At 49.3% G+C, this 15,558-nt stretch carries 18 protein-coding genes; 17 read left to right on the forward strand and 1 reads right to left on the reverse strand.

Annotated elements, in window-relative coordinates; genetic code table 11:
* The first annotated feature begins 1 nt into the window (after position 1).
* From SRRS_RS04210 to SRRS_RS04230, 5 genes are all read left to right on the forward strand, one after another.
* A complete protein-coding gene (locus SRRS_RS04210) occupies positions 2-697 on the forward strand; it encodes a response regulator transcription factor (RefSeq protein ID WP_371366514.1) in 696 nt (231 codons plus the stop codon).
* A 312-nt stretch (positions 698-1,009) separates the two neighbouring features.
* On the forward strand, positions 1,010-1,558 hold the full coding sequence (locus tag SRRS_RS04215) for a 4Fe-4S dicluster domain-containing protein (protein ID WP_371366516.1): 549 nt from the start codon (positions 1,010-1,012) through the stop codon (positions 1,556-1,558).
* Positions 1,555-2,352, forward strand: a complete 798-nt coding sequence (locus SRRS_RS04220) for a 4Fe-4S binding protein (RefSeq protein WP_371366518.1) — start codon at positions 1,555-1,557, stop codon at positions 2,350-2,352. The genes SRRS_RS04215 and SRRS_RS04220 overlap by 4 nt, the downstream gene beginning before the upstream one ends.
* Positions 2,324-2,857: a cytochrome c3 family protein gene (locus tag SRRS_RS04225; RefSeq protein WP_371366520.1), complete on the forward strand. Its 534-nt coding sequence runs from the start codon at positions 2,324-2,326 to the stop codon at positions 2,855-2,857. The genes SRRS_RS04220 and SRRS_RS04225 overlap by 29 nt, the downstream gene beginning before the upstream one ends.
* Positions 2,858-2,887: 30 nt before the next feature.
* Entirely contained in the window at positions 2,888-5,149 is a 2,262-nt protein-coding gene (locus SRRS_RS04230; protein ID WP_371366522.1) for a molybdopterin-dependent oxidoreductase, read from the forward strand.
* Here SRRS_RS04230 and SRRS_RS04235 read toward each other — a convergent pair.
* Entirely contained in the window at positions 5,146-5,397 is a 252-nt protein-coding gene (locus tag SRRS_RS04235) for a chaperone NapD (RefSeq protein WP_371366524.1), read from the reverse strand. The genes SRRS_RS04230 and SRRS_RS04235 overlap by 4 nt on opposite strands.
* Before the next feature lie 474 nt (positions 5,398-5,871).
* On the opposite strand from SRRS_RS04235, the gene SRRS_RS04240 reads away from it, so the two are divergent.
* From SRRS_RS04240 to SRRS_RS04295, 12 genes are all read left to right on the forward strand, one after another.
* Positions 5,872-6,021 (forward strand): hypothetical protein, encoded by a 150-nt coding sequence (locus SRRS_RS04240; protein WP_371366526.1) that lies wholly within the window; start codon positions 5,872-5,874, stop codon positions 6,019-6,021.
* 36 nt (positions 6,022-6,057) lie between these two features.
* Entirely contained in the window at positions 6,058-6,681 is a 624-nt protein-coding gene (locus SRRS_RS04245) for an ATP-binding cassette domain-containing protein (protein WP_371366528.1), read from the forward strand.
* Positions 6,653-7,330 carry a heme exporter protein CcmB gene (locus tag SRRS_RS04250; protein ID WP_371366530.1) on the forward strand — a complete coding sequence of 226 codons (678 nt, stop codon included), beginning with the start codon at positions 6,653-6,655 and terminating at the stop codon, positions 7,328-7,330. The genes SRRS_RS04245 and SRRS_RS04250 overlap by 29 nt, the downstream gene beginning before the upstream one ends.
* Before the next feature lie 16 nt (positions 7,331-7,346).
* Complete coding sequence (locus SRRS_RS04255) at positions 7,347-8,027, forward strand: cytochrome c biogenesis protein (RefSeq protein WP_371366532.1); 681 nt, start codon at positions 7,347-7,349, stop codon at positions 8,025-8,027.
* Positions 8,024-8,398: a cytochrome c maturation protein CcmE gene (locus SRRS_RS04260; RefSeq protein WP_371366534.1), complete on the forward strand. Its 375-nt coding sequence runs from the start codon at positions 8,024-8,026 to the stop codon at positions 8,396-8,398. The genes SRRS_RS04255 and SRRS_RS04260 overlap by 4 nt, the downstream gene beginning before the upstream one ends.
* Entirely contained in the window at positions 8,395-10,614 is a 2,220-nt protein-coding gene (ccsA, locus tag SRRS_RS04265) for a cytochrome c biogenesis protein CcsA (RefSeq protein WP_371366536.1), read from the forward strand. The genes SRRS_RS04260 and ccsA overlap by 4 nt, the downstream gene beginning before the upstream one ends.
* Positions 10,611-11,792, forward strand: a complete 1,182-nt coding sequence (locus SRRS_RS04270) for a radical SAM protein (RefSeq protein ID WP_371366538.1) — start codon at positions 10,611-10,613, stop codon at positions 11,790-11,792. Before ccsA ends, SRRS_RS04270 begins: the two co-directional genes overlap by 4 nt.
* Positions 11,789-12,772 (forward strand): putative heme d1 biosynthesis radical SAM protein NirJ2, encoded by a 984-nt coding sequence (gene nirJ2 / locus SRRS_RS04275; protein ID WP_371366540.1) that lies wholly within the window; start codon positions 11,789-11,791, stop codon positions 12,770-12,772. Before SRRS_RS04270 ends, nirJ2 begins: the two co-directional genes overlap by 4 nt.
* Positions 12,762-13,241, forward strand: coding sequence for an AsnC family transcriptional regulator (locus SRRS_RS04280; protein WP_371366541.1), 480 nt, complete (start codon positions 12,762-12,764; stop codon positions 13,239-13,241). The genes nirJ2 and SRRS_RS04280 overlap by 11 nt, the downstream gene beginning before the upstream one ends.
* A gap of 5 nt (positions 13,242-13,246) precedes the next feature.
* Positions 13,247-13,711 (forward strand): AsnC family transcriptional regulator, encoded by a 465-nt coding sequence (locus SRRS_RS04285; protein ID WP_371366542.1) that lies wholly within the window; start codon positions 13,247-13,249, stop codon positions 13,709-13,711.
* 83 nt (positions 13,712-13,794) lie between these two features.
* Positions 13,795-14,268 carry a cytochrome c3 family protein gene (locus tag SRRS_RS04290; RefSeq protein WP_371366544.1) on the forward strand — a complete coding sequence of 158 codons (474 nt, stop codon included), beginning with the start codon at positions 13,795-13,797 and terminating at the stop codon, positions 14,266-14,268.
* A complete protein-coding gene (locus tag SRRS_RS04295) occupies positions 14,261-15,550 on the forward strand; it encodes an ammonia-forming cytochrome c nitrite reductase subunit c552 (protein ID WP_371366546.1) in 1,290 nt (429 codons plus the stop codon). Before SRRS_RS04290 ends, SRRS_RS04295 begins: the two co-directional genes overlap by 8 nt.
* The last annotated feature ends 8 nt before the right edge of the window (positions 15,551-15,558 follow it).

A 15,558-nucleotide genomic window follows, 5' to 3' on the forward strand; every position in this document is an offset into this window, starting at 1 on the left:
ATTGTCTGGAGAGAAAATTTTGGTTGTCGATGATGATGCGAAAATAATAAAGATCGTGAAGCATTGCCTGGAAAGGGAAAATTTTGCGGTGGTCTCTGCTGTTGACGGAGAAAGTGCTCTGGCTGTTGCCAAAAAAGAGCAGCCTGATTTAGTCATCCTGGACTTAATGCTGCCAAAACTTAATGGCCTTGACGTTTGTAAAATATTAACCGCGGAATATGGTGTTCCTATTATCATTCTATCTGCCAAAGGCGATGAACTGGACCGCATTGTCGGTCTCAGGCTAGGGGTAGATGATTATTTAACGAAACCATTTAGCCCCATTGAACTGGTGCTCAGGGTACAGGCAGTCATTCGCCGGGTGCAGGGCTGGCGCAAGAATCAGGTAAGCCAGGCGCTGGCGTATGGTTCCCTTTCCATTGATCCTGGGACCAGAGAGGTTACGATTAATGGTACAGCGGCTACTCTTACCAGCAAGGAATTTGAATTGCTGTGGCTATTGGTAAGTAATCCCCAGCAGGTTTTTACCAGAATGCAGCTTTTAAATAAAATATGGCACAGTGATTACGAAGGCGATGAAAATACTGTGACTGTTCATATCCGGCGTTTGCGGGAGAAGATTGAACCTGCGCCCTCCGCCCCCACGTATATTAAAACCGTGTGGGGAGTGGGTTATAAGTTTGTGGGTGAGGAGTAGTTTAACTAAGGGTGCCCCTTTTAATGAAATATAAGAAAGATAAAGTAGACTAACCTTCAGATGGGGTTTTAACCCCACCTGAAGGTTAGTCGACCTTATCCAGGGGCTTAGCCGCTCTTACTCCCACTTGCAGAAGAGGGAGTCTTAGAGCGGGTTAGTCATCGGATAAATTTGCAGCTGCCGATTTTTATATCGGCGGCTTTTTCCTTTTACTCTTTTTAGTAAAATGTAATACTTTTGTAAGAATTGCTTAATAATTCTGTTATCATCTTTCGGTATGATGAAAAGAGAGTAAGCGAGGAGGCGTATGGTATGGAAAGGGGTGTCAAGGCAGCCGTGTTTGTCGGTGGTATTCTGTCGCTTATCCTCTCCGGTTTTACTGATAATAAACAGAAGAATGCCTTACTCCGGCCGCCGGGGGCATTGAATGAACCGGAGTTTTTGGCCACTTGTCTCCGCTGTGGCAAGTGTGCACAGGTTTGTCCGCAGCGGGCCATTAAAATCGGTCAGGGCCATAACGGGCTCTCCATTGGTACTCCCTATCTCGTACCGCGGGAGGCAGCCTGCGATTTATGTCTTCATTGTATTGGTGTCTGCTCCAGCGGGGCTCTGCGGCCCGTCGAAAAGGCAAAGGTACGGATGGGGCTGGCGGAGATCAACCACGACGCCTGTCTGGCCTGGATGGGCGATGAGTGCAAGATCTGCTATACCAGTTGCCCATTTTATGACCAAGCCATCAAACTGGAGAATCATAAACGCCCGGTGGTTGACAAGACCGTTTGTGTTGGCTGTGGTATCTGCGAACATGTATGTGTTGCCGATCCCGCGGCAATCAAGGTACAGGCAGGAAAACGACAATGAAGGTTAAGCGTGTGCGGCGAACGGTTCAGTTTTTGGCATTGGCCCTGTTGGCGCTGCCACTGGTTTGGCCAATAAATCCGGTGTGGTTCGGAACCTATTTATCCTCTCTGGCTGCCGGAATTGCCCTTACTGATCCGCTGGCAGCAGCTGAGGTTATGCTAGCCGGCAAGATGATTTGGTGGCCGCTCATTGGGTCGGTACTACCGCTTTTACTGGCAACGTTACTGTTAGGACGGGCTTTTTGCAGTTGGATATGTCCGGTACATACCGTTTTTGAACTCGCAGCCATGATCAAAGCTCCCAGGACACGCGGAACGGGTAATGGCTGGCTGCCTTATCAAGTACTGGCCTTGTTTTTATTACTTGCGTTACTAACCGGGTTACCGCTTTTTACCATACTGTCACCCATCGGTATTTTGTCCAGAGCAATTGCTTTCGGCGTCGGATTTGAATTACTGTTTGTAGTGGCGCTTATTGCTTTAGAGTGGTTTTATGACCGTAAAGCCTGGTGCCGCAACCTCTGTCCGGTGGGGGCGTTATACGGCCTACTGGGAAAATGGCGGTTAGTAACGATTGGTATTGACCGCTCTCACTGCCGGAACTGCCATACATGCCAAAATGCATGTACCATGCAGGTACAGGTTGGCAGTACTAGACCTCTTGACCGCCTGACCTGTACCAATTGTGGCGACTGCGTGAATGCCTGCGCAGCGAAAGCCGTCTATTTTACTTGGAGAAACAAGCAGAAAGGAGGTGCCGTACAGCATGAATTTGTGGATGGTAGTACGAGGTAAAGAAAAGTTGACGGGACGGCATATCGTATTCATTGGCGCTATTATTGTTTTTTTATTGCTTTCTGCCGGCTGGTCGGCGGCTTACACATCCCGTTCGGAGTTTTGCCGTACTTGTCATGAAATGGATTCCATGTATCAATCCTGGCAAGTGTCCGCCCATAAAAATGTGGCCTGCGAAGATTGTCATGCAGAACCGGGCGCTATCGGGGTCATGAAGGCCAAGGGCAAAGGAATGCGGGAAGTCTATGTGCATGTTACCAGTTCCAAGATTGAGCCCAAAGCCAATGAGCGCGATATCAATTGCTACAACTGTCATCAGGATAAGGTGAAAACCAATGCCGATAAGGCGCTAGCCGCGAAGGATCCGCACACAGTGAAGCACTTTGATAATGGCATGACCTGTATAACCTGTCATAGCGGCCTGGTACATAATACCCAGCTCAATACCATGGTACCCAGCCGCGATACTTGCGCCAGCTGCCATTTGGATGCTATGCGGAAATAAGATTAAATTTTGGCCGGGAGGTAATTTTTCATGAAGTTTTCTCGCCGGGATTTTTTAAAAGCTATTGCCGCCAGTACGGCATTAGTAAGTTCTGGCTGTTCGTTTGACTCCGGCGGCCGTGGTGCACAAGGGACCACCTCGCAGCACGACGCGGAAAAATGGGTTAAGGGTGTCTGCCGGTACTGTGGTGTAGGCTGCGGCGTACTGGCAGGAGTCAGTAAGGGGAAAATAGTTGCCGTAAAAGGTGATCCGGATAATGCTGTTAATAGAGGCCGGTTATGTGTTAAAGGGATATTGCTGCCCAAAATCATGGATACCAAAGATCGTTTGCTCCATCCCATGGTCAAAAAAGATGGTCAGTTCGTCAAATTTTCGTGGGATGAAGCATTGGATCTCATTGCCACCAAATTTAAGGAGGCTATTGCCCAGTTTGGGCCGGACTCCGTGGGGTATTACGGTTCCGGTCAGAATATCGCGGAAGAAGCCTATATTGCCAATAAACTTTTTAAGGGCGCCATGGGTACCAATAATATTGACGGGAATCCCCGTACCTGTATGGCCAGTGCGGTAGCGGGGTATGTAAGCACCTTTGGTAAGGACGAACCGATGGGAACCTATGCCGATATTGAGCAGGCCGATGTTTTTTTCCTTATCGGCGCTAATATGGCGGAAGCGCATCCAGTTTTGTATTCAAGACTGGTGGATCGCAAAAATAGTAATCCTCATGTAAAAATTATTGTTGCTGATCCCCGGCGGACTCGTACGGCCGATATAGCCGATATTTCCCTGCAGTTTGTACCAGGGACCGACTTAGCCCTGTTAAATAGCATGGCCTATGTTATTATTGACGAAAATTTGGTTGACAAAGACTTCGTAGATCAACACACCACCTTTATGCAAGGTGAGAAAAAACTGTCGTTTGACGAGTTTAAGACCTTCCTTGCCGATTATGCGCCGGAAAAAGTAAGCGGACTCATTGATCTGCCTGCAGAACAAATTCGTGAAGTGGCTCGCCTGTTTTCCGCCAAGGACCGGAACACGATGTCGATGTGGACGATGGGGCTTAACCAGCGGATTCGCGGTACTTGGGCCAATAATCTGGTGCACAACCTGCATCTTCTTACCGGCAAAATCTGTCGTCCGGGCAATACGCCATTTTCGCTTACCGGCCAGCCGAGCGCCTGCGGCAGTATCCGTGAAGTGGGGGCGCTGTCCCATCTGCTGCCGGCGCATCGCGTGGTGGCTAATGCCAAGCACCGGGAAGAAATCGCTAAAATCTGGGGCGTTGATCCTGCGAAAATGAGTGCCAAACCAGGCTATCATACCATTGAAATGTTCCGGGCGGCAGCCAGCGGTGCACTTAAAGTATTGTGGGTGGTCTGCACTAACCCCGGCCAGTCTATTCCAAACCTCAAGCTTTATCGTGAGGGGATGGAAAAGACATTTATGATTGTATCCGAAACCTACCATCCGACGCGAACCAGTGAACTGGCTGATGTGATTCTGCCGGCTGCGCTGTGGATGGAAAAGGAAGGCATCTATGGCAATGGAGAACGACGTACCCAGCACATTGCCAAAGCCGTGGAAGCGCCTGGGGAAGCCAAACCGGACGTTTGGGCTCTCATAGAAGTAGCGAAACGGCTGGGTTTTGCTGAAATATTCCCCTATAAAACAAATGAGGAAATCTGGGAAGAATACCGTAAATGCACGACAGGCACTAAGATGGACTTGCCCCCGTATGAGAGACTAAAAAAAGCACATGGCTTGACTTGGCCTGTGCCGGATCCCAATGGTCCGGAAACTTCGATACGTTATGCCGCTCCTCATGATCCTTTTGTTAAAGAAGGAATCCATTTTTACGGTAAGCCTGATGGCCGGGCCGTCATTTTTGCCAGACCTCATGCTAATCCGCAGGAAATGCCGGATGCGGAATATCCCTTCTATTTGTCTACCGGGCGTGTTCTGGAACATTGGCATACCACTACGATGACAATGAATGTACCGGAACTCAAGCGGGCTATGCCGGAAATGTATGTGGAACTAAATCAGGCGGATGCTGAAAAAATTGGCGTAACCGATGGTGAATTGGTGAAAATAACATCCCGCCGCGGGGAATGCCGCCTTAAGGCCAAAATAAATGGCCGTGGTCAACCACGGCCGGGGATGGTGTACGTGCCATTCCATGACACGGAACTATCCAGAATGATTAATTTTGTAACAATTGACGCCTTTGATGATGTCTCCAAACAGCCGGAATATAAAATATGTGCCGTGCAGTTGGCAAAAGCTTAATTGATTTCGTTTTCTTTCTCGTCTGCGGTCGTTATGTAGGTAGGAAAGACTCCAAGTACACCGGGGATAACTTCCAGGGTGCGGGCGACCTCGTTGACCAGTTGTAACGAGGCCGCTTCCACGACAACAATAATTTCTTGTTTTGGTGTAACCGAGTGAACGGTAACCCCGCTCATACCGGATAATGCTTGCGATACTGCATTGATGGAGTCTGGCTTGGGTTGAATAATCATGCTGGAAATGGCCATGGAATGGTATACCTCCTTAAATTGCAGGATTTCTTCAGTTAAGTATAGAATGGTCTTCTCGGGAAACGCAATGGGTAAGATCTTACGAAAGTATTACAAATGAGTTCAAAAGGGATTTCGTGACCTTTGTCATGGAATCCCTTTTAATCCTTAGTGCAAGGGAAAGCAAATAACCGGACTATGGGTTTGATTGGCGGTTATGGCGATATCCAGGATCGGCAAATTAATGGGCGCTAACACCAAAGACACCGACGAGGTGGTGTGAAAAAAATGAAAAATGTAATAAATTTGTAATATTTGCTTAATATCGATGTAATTACCTTTCGGTATAATGGATTCAAAAGAAATGAATCATCAGTGCGGTTGGTTGGAAACAGCGCTGGCATTATACGGACATAGTAGGAGACTTTCGCCTGGATAAGGGAAAAATCGGCTTATCGCTAGTATAAAACTGGGAGAAAGAGGTCTTACTTTATGGATTTCTTAACGGAATACCGCTTGGCTTTTCTCCTGCGGAACGCTTTTTCCGGCAAAGGCCAGGGGTTACGGGAGTTACATGGATTTATTACCGAATTTCGGATGTGTTCAATAGCAAAGGACCGCGCTCGCGGTTTTTCTACATAGGAGCTAATGTAAGAGTGGCTTACTGGGGGAATGGCAATGCAGAAAGTAGTTGTAGAACTCATTCGTGTTTCCAAAAAATATGGCCGTCGACAATTATTCGCTGATATTAATCAGCGCATTGGTCCGGGAGAGTGTGTGGGGGTAACAGGCCCTAACGGTTCCGGCAAATCCACTCTGGTTAAAATAATCGCCGGTTTGCTTAGACCAAGTGCCGGTATAGTACAGGTACGGATGGATGGCAAGGCAGTAGACGCAGAGAAACGAATGGCCTGTTTTGGCCTGATATCACCGGAATTGCTCTTTTATCAGGCTATGACCGGCTATGAAAATCTGCAGTTTTTGGTCCGAGCCCGCGGGTTGGCGTTATCTGATGAACAATTGTTGACTTGTCTTGAAGCTGTGGGATTAAGTGGGCGTCAGCAGGAATGCGTCGGTACCTATTCAACCGGAATGCGCCAACGGTTAAAATTTGCCGTACTAGAAGCACTAAGACCTCCCGTTTGGCTGCTGGATGAGCCTACGTCCAACCTGGATGAGGAGGGCAAAAAGCTGGTTAAACGGCTGGTGGATAACGCTTTGGCACAGCAGGCGGCAGTTGTTATTGCCACCAACGACCTTGAGGAGGTTCGCGATGCAGGACAAAAAATTGCCTTGGCATAGCATGGTGTGGGCGATCGTCCGCAAGGATGCGCTGTGTGAACTGCGTTCTAAGTACGCATTCAGCGCGCTGACGATGTTTGCCCTGATCACGCTGGCCAGTATCAGCATGAGTTTGGCAGGGGCGGCCGTTAGTTCCGCCCTGGCCGCTGCCCTCTTGTGGATTATCCTGTTTTTTTGTGCGATGGCTGGTTTATCCCGGATATTTGTTCAGGAGCAGGAAGCGGGAACCCTGTTAACCCTGCGGCTGTACGCCAATGCGCAAGCTGTATATTGGGGAAAAACATGCTTCAATAGCTTACTGTTACTTGTGCTAACCGTACTTATCCTACCGCTATTTATCCTATTGCTTGATGTTTCCGTACCTTTGTGTTCGGAGCTTGGTGTTGTGTTGGTTTTGGGGGACATAGGAATTGCCACCGTGTCTACGCTCACTGCGCTCATGATCTGCCGGGCAGGGGGTAAGGGATCGCTGTATACGGTTATTACGTTTCCACTGTTATTGCCGCAATTTCTGATGGTGATTGCAGCTACTACCCGGATATTTGACGGTGCTCTGCCCGGAATACAGGATTTCGTGTTTATGGCAGGCTATGATATTACGGTTTTGTGTGCAACATCCATTCTTTTTGACTATCTTTGGTACGACTGAAGGGGGGGACTATCCGGTGAAACGCAGTTATCTAAGTATTTGGGGTATTGGTATCTGGACGATTGGTGTCATTTACGCCGTATTTACGATTGTGCCACCCGCCGAGGGACTGGGTAATTTGGTTCGTATTGCTTTTTTTCATATCCCGGTGGCGTGGGTTTCCGTGTTGGCCTTTTTGTTGTCCGCTGTTTGGGCAGTTCAGTATTTGCGCACTCGCAAGATAGAGCACGACTGGAAGAGTGCGGCAGCCGTATCCCTGGGGTTTATGTTTTGCATTCTGGCAACGGTGAGCGGCGCAGTTTTTGCTAAACTGACCTGGGGTGCGTATTGGAACTGGGACCCGCGACAGACTACGATTTTTATTTTACTTTTAATCTATGGGGCGTATTTGGCCCTGCGGTCTGCAATTGAAGAGGAAGAACAAAGGGCCCGCATTGCCGCGGTATATTCCCTTTGTTCTTTTATCACCGTCCCTTTTTTGATGTTTATTATTCCTCGTTATTATTTTTCCCTGCATCCGGCACCGGTCATCAATAGTGCAGCTAAGATCGATATGGATCAGGTTATGCTGATGGTACTGGTGGCTGCCATGGTTGCCTGCACGGCTATTTTTTGGCAGTTGTTAAGCTGCCAGGTTAATTCCAGAAGTCAGCGTGAAACCGCGCTTCATGGCGAGGAGGAAAGCGTAAAACTATGAAGAGGCGACATACCGTTGGTTTGATAATTATCGTGGCTTTCATCGTCTATTGCTTTACCGCCTTTCAGACTTCGCTGACGCCTTATGTCAGTTTCGCCCAGGCTAAGGCTTCGACCGGAACGGTTCAGGTGAGGGGCGTACTTGCCAATGAAAAAATTACGGTGACCGAAAACGGCAAGACAGTGATGTTCCTGCTAAGAGATGAAGCCGGCGAAGAAGTGCCAGTCATCTATCAGGGAGCAAAGCCGGACGGACTGGAACAAGCCACGAGCATTGTGGCGGTTGGTAAATATCAGAATGGCCGGTTTACCGCCGAGAAGCTGCTGATTAAGTGTCCATCGAAATATCAGGGGAGCGTGAAACCATCATGATAGGCTATGCCGCAATATTTTTGGCTTTAGTAACAACAGGGATTGCCATGTTCTGTTATCTGAATGCCCATATGGCCTCCTCAACCCGCCGCTTAGCACCGCGGTTATCGGCCGGCAGGGACAAGGGCTTATTCTACTATCGGTTGTCGGCCCTGTTTATCGTCTTTACTGCCTTGTATCTGTTTTATATTATTTTAAACAATCAATTTCAGTTTGCCTACGTATTTGGCTACTCTTCGCGGGACCTTAGCCTGGTCTATAAGCTATCGGCTTTTTGGGCCGGCCAGGAAGGCTCATTCCTGTTGTGGGCACTGTTTCATGCCGGTTTCGGGTTGCTGTTAGCCAGAAAAAAACAACCCTGTGCCATGGCGGTTTACGCAGGAATACAAATGATGCTGCTCGCCATTTTGCTTGCCAAGAGTCCGTTTATGATGCTGCTAGAGCCTCAGATGGACGGATTTGGTCTCAATCCATTATTGAAAGACCCCTGGATGGTGGTTCACCCGCCGGTACTGTTTCTTGGCTATGCGGGGCTGGCTGTGCCTTTTGCTTATGCCATGGATGGTATCCTGACAGGCCGTCATAAAGACTGGGTTAGTCAGGCCCTGCCCTGGGCATTGTTTGCCTGGGCAGCGTTAGGTGCCGGGATATTTTTAGGGGGCTTCTGGGCTTACAAGGTGCTAGGCTGGGGCGGTTACTGGGGCTGGGATCCGGTTGAGAATTCTTCCCTGGTTCCCTGGCTGGCTGCCGGGGCACTGGTTCATCTTTTATTATTGGCACGCGTCCGCTTAGCCGCTGTCAGGCCGGCCAGTTTTGCCGCATTATTTACGTTTGTGCTGGTGATGTATGGAACCTTCCTCACGCGCAGCGGTATGCTAAGCGATTTTTCCACCCATTCCTTCAGTGATGAAGGGGTAGGGGGAATTTTAGCCAGTTTTGTGCTGATTACAGCGGCCAGCGTTCTGGGTATTCTGATTATTCGCTGGCCTCGCCTGCCGGAGGGTGAGTTGTATCCGGCAGTTAAAAGCCGGGAGTTTTTTCTGGCAGCCACGGCCATTCTCTTTACGGCAGTAGGAGTTATCGTGCTTGTCGGTATGTCAACACCGCTTGTCACTATGCTGTTGGGCAATCCACAAAATGTCAGTACTGCCTTCTACAATACAACGACTTTGCCACTGGCAGCCGGTTTGGCCTTACTGTTAGCGGTGGGTTCGTTAGTTAGCTGGGGCGAGGATCGGACCCGGTTATTTGCCCGGTACTGGTGGATCGCGGGAATTGGCGCCATCGCCATGGGGCTCGCGGCTGCGGGAGGAATCCGTCAGCCGGTTGCTTTGGTGACGGCCGGCCTGGCCACGGCCATTGTGGCCGCCAGTCTGGCAGCAGTAAAGAATAAGAAAATAGGCTATGGTGCCGGATTTACACATATTGGTCTGGCGATTACGCTGATCGGTATTCTCTTTTCCTCACTGGCCAGTCAATCGGTCTATGTGAGTTTGCAGCAGGGAGAAAGCCAGGAGGCTTTTGGAAGCACCTTCACTTACACGGGAACACGGTTAGATCCTGAGGGGCAGGGATTTTATCAGAGCTTTACTTTAACAGGGCAGGCCAATACGGTTTTGGAGCCATATACCAAGCTCAACAAAGAAGGTCGTCCGGCCGCCCATGAACCCGGAATTTACCGCATGCCGGCTGCTGATATCTACCTGGCGCCAGCCATGCACCAGGAGGAGAATCCAGCCAAAGAAGTGACCTTGCATAAAGGAGAACAAAAGCAGGAGGAAGCGTTGACAATCAAGTTTATCCGCTACGGCATGGGCGGCAGTGGGGTTAGTGGTGACGTTCGCGTCTATGCGCTGCTGGAGGTTACGCAGGACGGCAATACAGAAGAAGCCAGACCTGAATTACTATCACGAAATGGGCAAATGATAGCGGCCCCTTTACAAGTATTCGGTCATTATGAACTCAGCCTTACCGCGGTAAGCATGAAAGACGGAACGGTAACGCTTGGGATAAGGGATTTAACCGCGCCGCCGGCGCTGCCGCGGGTCGATGTGGAAATCAGCCGCAAACCGCTGATAAACCTTGTTTGGCTGGGAACTATTTTTATCACGATCGGCACGATATGGTCAGGTGTTGCTCGTAGAAAGCTCTATAGGACCGAAAAAGAAACGGCATCTTTACGACCGGACGCAGAAACAAGGAGGCTATTAACATGATTGGCTGCACGAAACTACTTTGTGGTACTGCCACCATTTCCGATATTGTTAAATATGGGCGAGGTTCACGGGATCTTCCTCCGCATATGCTGCAGTTTTCATCAGACACTACACCGTTAGTTGTCTGGAACTCGACTAACCGCTGTAACTTAAAGTGCAGGCATTGTTATATCAATGCCGAAGACCGCGCCTATCAGGGGGAATTTACTACCGGTGAGGCTAGGGCGTTTATTGACGATCTGGCAAGCATGAATGTGCCGGTGCTCTTGTTTTCCGGTGGTGAGCCGCTTATGCGGCACGACCTTTTTGAACTTGGTGCTTATGCTAAAGAAAAGGGGATTCGCCCGGTTATTTCTACGAATGGGACACTTATTACTCCGGAACTCGCCCAAAGAATCTACGATACCGGCTTTCAGTATGTTGGCGTTAGCCTGGATGGTAATGAGGCGGTACATGACCAGTTCCGGGGGTGCCAGGGGGCTTTTGCCGCGGCGCTGGCCGGTATCCGTAATTCCATAGCCGCCGGTAATAAGACCGGTATCCGGTTTACCATCAATAAGCTTAATTATCATACTTTACCTGACATCTTAGATATTGTGGAGCGCGAACGTATTCCGCGATTCTGTATGTACCATCTGGTGTATGCCGGACGGGGCAAAGAAATGGCTGAGCTTGATACGACTGCCGAACAAAAACGACAGACCATCGAGCTGCTCATGGAACGAACTCTGGATTTCCACCGGCGCGGCATTGAAGTAGAGATTCTGACTACCGATAACCATGCTGACGGTATTTATATTCTCCAGTACTTCGAACGTACGCAGCCGGAACGGGTTCCCGAGGTTAAACAGTTGCTGGAAATGCACGGCGGCTGTTCGGCAGGGCAGAAGATGGCTAATGTTGACCCCCTGGGCAATGTTCATGCCTGTCAATTTTGGGGTCATAAGACTCTGGGCAATGTACGGAAAAAACGGTTTAGTGACATCTGGCAAACATCGCAGGATGAGTTTTTGCTGAAACTGCGCGATAAGGCCAGCCACGTGGAAGGCCGCTGCGGCGAATGCAGCTATAAGCAATTATGTGGCGGTTGCCGCATCCGGGCAGAGGCAACTTCAGGCAACTTGTGGGGTGAGGATCCTGCCTGCTATTTAGCAGACTGGAGGGGAGAAAAGCCATGATTATCTCCTGGAATACAACGCAGGCTTGCAATATTAGCTGTATTCACTGCTACCGGGATGCAGGTCTGAAACAGAGCGATGAACTGGATACTGCGGAAGGCAAGAAACTACTCGCGGAAATCGCACAGGCCGGGTTTAAGATTATGATTCTTAGCGGTGGTGAGCCCTTACTGCGGTCAGATATTTATGAATTAATCAGTTTCGCCCGTAGTGTAGGAATGAGACCGGTACTAGGAACGAACGGCATTCTGATAACGCCCGAAGTGGCCGGTAAGCTAAAAGAAGCCGGTCTGGCCTGTGCCGGGATCAGCCTGGACAGTAAAGACAAGGCTCAGCATGACAAGTTTCGCGGCACAGACGGCGCCTGGGATAAAACCTTACTCGGCATGGCGGCCTGCCGCTCTGCCGGGCTGCCTTTTCAAATCCATACTACCGTTACCAACCATAACCGGGACGAAATTACTTCCATTACCGACTTTGCTGCCGAACTAGGGGCGGTGGCCCATCACATATTTTTTCTGGTGCCTACCGGACGCGGCAAGGACATCGAAGCGACTACGCTCAAGACGGCTGATTATGAGGCTTTATTAGAGCGGATTCTTGCTAAGCAGGCCGAGGTGCCTATCGAGATTAAACCGACGTGTGCGCCGCAATTTATGCGTATTGCCAAGCAAAAAAATATCCAAACGCGTTTTACCAAAGGCTGTTTGGCCGGAACGTCCTATTGTGTTATTTTGCCCAACGGCGACGTGCAGCCTTGTCCATACTTGCCGCTTAAAGCAGGAAGCGTCCGGGAAAAAGCATTTGACAGGCTATGGCAAGAAAGTCCGCTCTTTCATGAGTTTCGGCATGAGCCATTAACAGGCGGCTGCAGCCGGTGCGGCTATGATGACGTCTGCGGCGGCTGCCGGGCCAGAGCGTATTATTACTCGGATGGCAATTATTTAGCAGAGGAGCCGTGGTGCAGCTGTGGGCGCTAACGCTTTACCGGAACTTGATGAATTTGACCGCCAGGTTTTGCATGCCCTTCAATATGATTTTGCGGTAACCGAGCGTCCCTACCGGGAGATTGCCGCTAAAATTGGCACAACAGAGGAAGCTGTATTGGATAGAGCCGAGCGACTGTACGCGAAAGGTTTGATCAGGCGGCTTGGCGCGAGTTTGAACAGCCGGCAGATGGGTTATGTAAGTACGTTGGTGGCTTTAAAGGTAACTGAAAATTCTATCTTACCTGTTGCGAAAGTAGTCAATGCTTTTACCGGCGTTACCCATAACTACTTGCGGGAGGGCGAGTATAATATGTGGTTTACTGCCATTGCGTCCAATGAAGAAAACCTAAATGCAATTTTACATAGTGTTGCTGCTAGTCCAGGAGTGGAAGCCCTATTGTCGCTGCCTGCTAAACGGGTCTTCAAAGTGAGTGTTAAATTTCCATTGGTAGCGGGGTGAACTCTTTGACCGAACTCGAACGTAAAATTATCCGCGAGCTGCAAAAAGAATTGGCGATTACTGCTACACCTTATGCCAGGATAGCCGCGCAGCTTGCAATTAGCGAAAGCGACCTGCTGGCACGCATTAAAAACATGCAGGAATCCGGGGTTATCCGCAAAATTGGCGCCGTACTCAGGCACCGACTGGTCGGCTACAGCGCCAACGCGTTGTGCGTTTGGCAAGTGCCGGAAGACAGAGTTGTCACGACCGGCGAGATGTTTGCCGCTTTGCCGGTAGTTACCCATTGTTATGAACGGGTAACCCATGCGGCCTGGCCTTATAATTTGTATACCATGGTTCACGCCACAACCAGAGATGAATGCCAGCATCATATTGCCTCCATGCATCGCATGAGCAGGATTGATGATTATCAGATATTTTACAGTACCCAGGAATTGAAAAAGATTAGTATGCGCTATTTTGAATAGGCGTTTACGACACTGCTGCGGGGTCATTGTCCTTCTGCCGGGACTCAACATTATGCCCAAAAAAGAGGAGAGGAGGGATATTGTTGGATATAAGTCAGTACTTGAACCGTAACGCGTTAAAGCTGATGGCTATTGGCTGCGCTGTCACAGTAGTCGGTATTTTATTTGGAGTCTTTGGCTATGCCCATGCGGAAACACCCCAATTTTGTGGAAGCTGCCACTCCATGGACCAGGCGTATACATCCTGGCAGGCGTCAAACCACAAACAGATTGAATGCGTTGAGTGTCATCTGCCGAATCGCAATATAGCGGTAAAATTGGTCGCTAAAGCCCAGACCGGCATGAATGATGTGTATCATGAAGTACTGAGAGATTATCCGGCAACAATCCAGGTATCAACAAAGGGAAAAGGCTATATAGCAGATAACTGCCTGCGCTGTCACCAGTCTACGGTTGAGAAAACCGGCATGGGGGCCGGTGGGCAGGATTGCACCCAATGCCATCGCGGCTTAGTTCATGGCATGAACAAGAGCAAAGGAGGGATGAAGCTTGAGTAAATCACAGAAATCTATGATTGCTTTGCTGGGTGTGCTGCTAATTTTCTTTGGTTTTGTTATCACCAGGATTGGCATTGCCAAGCCCGCATCTACCGTCAAAATAGCAAAAATTCCGGCAGGGGAATATGATCCGGCGGTATGGGGGAAGTTTTATCCATTGCAATACGAAAGTTATATGAAAAACTCGGTTATGGAGCCTTCGCCAACCGGGTATGGCGGTAGTTTGAAAGTCCAGAAATCCGATATGATGCCTGAAATCAAGACTAATTTTAAAGGCAATCCTTTTAGTGTAGACTATACCGAAGATCGTGGTCATGTTTACGCACTTGAGGATCTTAAAGAAACGAAGCGGATTGGCCCCAAATCGCCGGGAGCTTGCATAACCTGCAAGACCCCTTATCTGGAGAAGTTTGTTCAGGAGACAGGCTGGGGTTTTGCTAAACTTCCGTTTACCCAAGTGATGGAGAAGATTCCGTCTCACGGCTATATCAGTTGCGGCAATTGCCATGATCCTGAAAATATGAATTTGCGGGTCATTAATCCGGCGTTTATCGAAGCCATGGATCGTAAGGGCGTTGATGTAACTAAAGCGAGCCGTGAGGACATGAGGAGTTATGTATGCGGCCAATGTCATGCCGAATACTTTTTCGAGCCTAACACTTTCCGCGTTGTATTTCCTTGGGATAAAGGCATGAAACCCGGTGATATGTACGCATACTATGCTGATAAGCCACTTGGCTTTGCACACGACTGGCAGCACCCGGATTCAAAAGCTTCGATGCTGAAAGCGCAACATCCCGATTTTGAAACTTGGTCTACAGGAACTCATGGCAAGGCGGGGGTAGCTTGTGCCGATTGTCATATGCCATATGTGCGCAAGGACGGGCAAAAATACAGTTCACATACGATGACCAGTCCGCTTAAAAACCTTGATGCCTCGTGTGGCACTTGCCATACCCAGGGTAGTGCCTGGTTGATGAGTCGGGTTAAGACGACTCAGGATTATACTTTTGAAGCATTGCACACAGCGGGCCAGAATGTTGCCCGTGCGCATGAGGCTATCAAAAAAGCCTCCGAGGTATCCAATGTGAATCAGGCTGAATTGGAGAGCGCCAGGGAACTGGTGCGTAAAGCCCAATGGTACTGGGATTTTGTTGCTGCTGAAAGCAGTATGGGCTTCCATAATCCTGATCAAAGTCTGAATACAGCCGCTATGGCTAGCGAAATGGCACGTCAGGCAGTTGAGTCTGCTAACCGGGCTGCCGGAATAAACCTCTTATAGTTATCAAC

The sequence above is a fragment of the Sporomusa rhizae genome (assembly GCF_041428845.1).
Classification (GTDB): Bacteria; Bacillota; Negativicutes; order Sporomusales; family Sporomusaceae; genus Sporomusa; species Sporomusa rhizae.

Coding starts and splice junctions, on each gene's coding strand:
- SRRS_RS04220 (WP_371366518.1), top strand. CDS start 1,555: ATGAAGGTTAAGCGTGTGCGGCGAACGGTTCAGTTTTTGGCATTGGCC.
- SRRS_RS04215 (WP_371366516.1), top strand. CDS start 1,010: ATGGAAAGGGGTGTCAAGGCAGCCGTGTTTGTCGGTGGTATTCTGTCG.
- SRRS_RS04260 (WP_371366534.1), top strand. CDS start 8,024: ATGAAGAGGCGACATACCGTTGGTTTGATAATTATCGTGGCTTTCATC.
- SRRS_RS04270 (WP_371366538.1), top strand. CDS start 10,611: ATGATTGGCTGCACGAAACTACTTTGTGGTACTGCCACCATTTCCGAT.
- SRRS_RS04240 (WP_371366526.1), top strand. CDS start 5,872: ATGGATTTCTTAACGGAATACCGCTTGGCTTTTCTCCTGCGGAACGCT.
- SRRS_RS04245 (WP_371366528.1), top strand. CDS start 6,058: ATGCAGAAAGTAGTTGTAGAACTCATTCGTGTTTCCAAAAAATATGGC.
- SRRS_RS04250 (WP_371366530.1), top strand. CDS start 6,653: ATGCAGGACAAAAAATTGCCTTGGCATAGCATGGTGTGGGCGATCGTC.
- nirJ2 (WP_371366540.1), top strand. CDS start 11,789: ATGATTATCTCCTGGAATACAACGCAGGCTTGCAATATTAGCTGTATT.
- SRRS_RS04225 (WP_371366520.1), top strand. CDS start 2,324: ATGAATTTGTGGATGGTAGTACGAGGTAAAGAAAAGTTGACGGGACGG.
- ccsA (WP_371366536.1), top strand. CDS start 8,395: ATGATAGGCTATGCCGCAATATTTTTGGCTTTAGTAACAACAGGGATT.
- SRRS_RS04230 (WP_371366522.1), top strand. CDS start 2,888: ATGAAGTTTTCTCGCCGGGATTTTTTAAAAGCTATTGCCGCCAGTACG.
- SRRS_RS04235 (WP_371366524.1), bottom strand. CDS start 5,397: ATGGCCATTTCCAGCATGATTATTCAACCCAAGCCAGACTCCATCAAT.